Source organism: Acidobacteriota bacterium, assembly GCA_003225175.1.
Taxonomy (GTDB): domain Bacteria; phylum Acidobacteriota; class Terriglobia; order Terriglobales; family Acidobacteriaceae; genus Gp1-AA112.
Map to the genome: position 1 here is coordinate 1 of QIBA01000199.1, position 2,422 is coordinate 2,422.

A 2,422-nucleotide genomic window follows, 5' to 3' on the forward strand; every position below is an offset into this window, starting at 1 on the left:
GACCGGCGTACCGTTGCGGGTCACGACAATCGTTCGTCCCGCCTCCACCTCGCGAAGTACGGCGGCCGACTGATTGCGAAGCTCCCGCTGGGTGATTATTCGACTCTTCATGGGCGGCCAGCGTAGCATCTGTAGCACAACGTAGCAACTCTTTGGGACGGGCTGGTCACGGCCCGGCGGCGACGCGTCGATTGTCTGCACTCCTGACAAACGACACCGGCGCTGTGGACCCTGATGCAGCCTGCTGCGAAGGGTGTCACGTCGTCCGCACGACGCTCGCCGAAACTGCCGGGACGCGGATGGGTACGCGCTATAAAGCTCGAAGCGGCCCCCGCTACCATGTGCAACGTCTTGCACCAATTTGCACCCAAATGCACCGTCTGGCGAACCTCGCGCCGGACGGTCGGCATAGCTTTCGAGCTTCAGATACCGGATCGTGCTGCTGCTTCTTCGCGGCGGACGCGGGAGACCTGCTGACGGTGCGCGCCTCCGAGATCGAACCTAAGCCCGCCCTCGCGGCATTGCTCTCGGACCAGCACTGTCACGACGCCCGGGACCACCACAACCAATTTCATGCCCTACTCCATACCCCGCAACACCGGCGTTCAGATCGACATCGTTGTCGTCGGTACTCCGGCCTTTAGGGCGAACATTCTCGACGGCGACGTAATCATCAAGATCAACAGTGAGGATGTGGTGGACGTGGCAGGTTTCAGAGACCAGCTCGCCCGTTACGCTGGGCAGAAGGTGGAGCTGGGTGTGATTCGCGGCGACGAAAGCAAGGCCTTACCGATCACGCTAAATCCGCCTTCGCAGTGACAGACGGTCTGGCGCGTGCAGGACGCTTACAATCACTGGCGACGCGGACAGACACGGGATGCGCTCACTAACCACACTCCTGTCCCCGTTGCTCCTGCTCCTGCTCGCCGCCCAGGCCAAGGCTTTCGACCTGAAGGGTGTGGCAATCGGAGACCCGTGGGAGCCAACTACCATACAGAAGAAGCTAAGAATCAAGCTCAGGGCGGGCGAATGGGGTCCCAGATGGTGCGCTACCGGTCACCTGCCTGCTTCTCGCAACACTGTCCGTGAGCTCTTACTCAAATAGCGCTGACTTGTAAGCCGAAGGTGTGAATCAGTACCCAAATCAAGCGTGCGAGCCCAGTTTTGGGCACGACGCCCTGATCGGCCACCGCGATGACCTCCGCCCCTTCTTGCCGCACTGCGAGCATCGCATCCATCGCGCGAGCTGCTCGAGCGTCATTGACCAGCCAACCGGACGCGCCAAGGCCTCATCCGTGATCTCACACCGCGCCGCACCGGCAGGTCATACGTACCAGGAGCTGAGCATACCTTGCGGGCTACACGCGCCGCGTGCACGTGCTTCTCCACGCGATGCGCAGACCGGGGCGGGTTGGTTTCGAGCGACTGTTAACGCCATCGCCACGTCGCCACAGCCCGTGTGCCGGTGCTGGTGTTTTCAGCCAGCGCTAATTGGTCACCCCAGGTGCGCTGCGAGGTAAAGCTAGCCGAAGACAGGGAGGTATCAGTCCTGCCGTTTCGCATCGCGGTATTTGACGACCTCACGTTCCTCCGCGCTCCTGCCGAACCAGCGAAGCTCCGTGGCGCGGCGCCATTGCCGCCTACTTCTGCTCTATCGGCGTGGTCTTTGCGTGACCAAAGAACTTCCTTGCTTCCCCCGCTGGTGCCCAGATCACCAGCAGCTTGACGTCGGCCTCTTTCGGAACAACGTGGCGAACGGAATCTTCTGGCCTGACCACACCGACCATGCCCGGTGTCAGCATGTGCATCTCTCCGTTTACTTCATGACCCAATGTTCCTGATAGAACATAGATAATCTCGACAGATCCGTGGCGGTGGGCGCCGACTACCTCGCCAGCGGGAAGCGTAAGTTCGACCATTTCCAATTCTTTTCCACCGAGATTTGACTGATCGAGAAGCAGTTTCCAACGTTCAACTTTCCCAGGTGCAACCGTCGACTGAAATTCCAAGAGACCCTTTGTCGCATAGGTATATGCCTTGTTCTTCTTATCCTTTGCCTGTGCATTCGCATGGCTCGCGCTCAAACTGAGAGCGAACGCCACGAGCGCGCACGAAGTCACTGCGAATTGAACGGCTTTGTTGATCACCGTGCACCCTCCCATTTCGAACCATTAGTAATCTTAGCCTGCCGCCTTCGGCACCTGCCGGCTGGTACATACGCAGCTCGTTCGCAATCACGCACTTCCTCGAGCGCTTACCACTCAGCCGGTCCGTTGCCGATCGCTCCCTTGGCCGCGGACGCGGAGGACGTGTATGTCCCTGCCCTACTGGCGCGCAAGAATGCAAGCCGTTGCAAAGCGTCTCATCCCGCCGCGATGACGCTGGCCGGAACCGCCGGCACGCGGATGGGATAGGCGCTATA

Annotated in this window: 4 protein-coding genes; 2 read left to right on the forward strand and 2 right to left on the reverse strand. The window is 60.2% G+C overall.

Annotated elements, in window-relative coordinates:
- Positions 1–111: prevent-host-death protein (locus tag DMG62_24490; protein PYY19542.1), on the reverse strand; the 111-nt coding region annotated here is incomplete at its 3' end.
- A 462-nt stretch (positions 112–573) separates the two neighbouring features.
- On the opposite strand from DMG62_24490, the gene DMG62_24495 reads away from it, so the two are divergent.
- The gene (locus DMG62_24495; protein PYY19539.1) at positions 574–819 is read left to right on the forward strand and encodes a hypothetical protein; all 246 of its coding nucleotides are present in this window, start codon (positions 574–576) and stop codon (positions 817–819) included.
- 58 nt (positions 820–877) lie between these two features.
- Positions 878–1,105, forward strand: coding sequence for a hypothetical protein (locus DMG62_24500; protein ID PYY19540.1), 228 nt, complete (start codon positions 878–880; stop codon positions 1,103–1,105).
- 535 nt (positions 1,106–1,640) lie between these two features.
- On the opposite strand, the gene DMG62_24505 is transcribed toward DMG62_24500, so the two are convergent.
- Positions 1,641–2,162, reverse strand: coding sequence for a hypothetical protein (locus tag DMG62_24505; protein ID PYY19541.1), 522 nt, complete (start codon positions 2,160–2,162; stop codon positions 1,641–1,643).
- Positions 2,163–2,422: the final 260 nt, after the last annotated feature.

What these genes read in the sequence shown, in the direction of transcription:
- DMG62_24495 (PYY19539.1), top strand. Translation starts at nt 574, where the DNA reads ATGCCCTACTCCATACCCCGCAACACCGGCGTTCAGATCGACATCGTT.
- DMG62_24500 (PYY19540.1), top strand. Translation starts at nt 878, where the DNA reads ATGCGCTCACTAACCACACTCCTGTCCCCGTTGCTCCTGCTCCTGCTC.
- DMG62_24505 (PYY19541.1), bottom strand. Translation starts at nt 2,162, where the DNA reads ATGGGAGGGTGCACGGTGATCAACAAAGCCGTTCAATTCGCAGTGACT.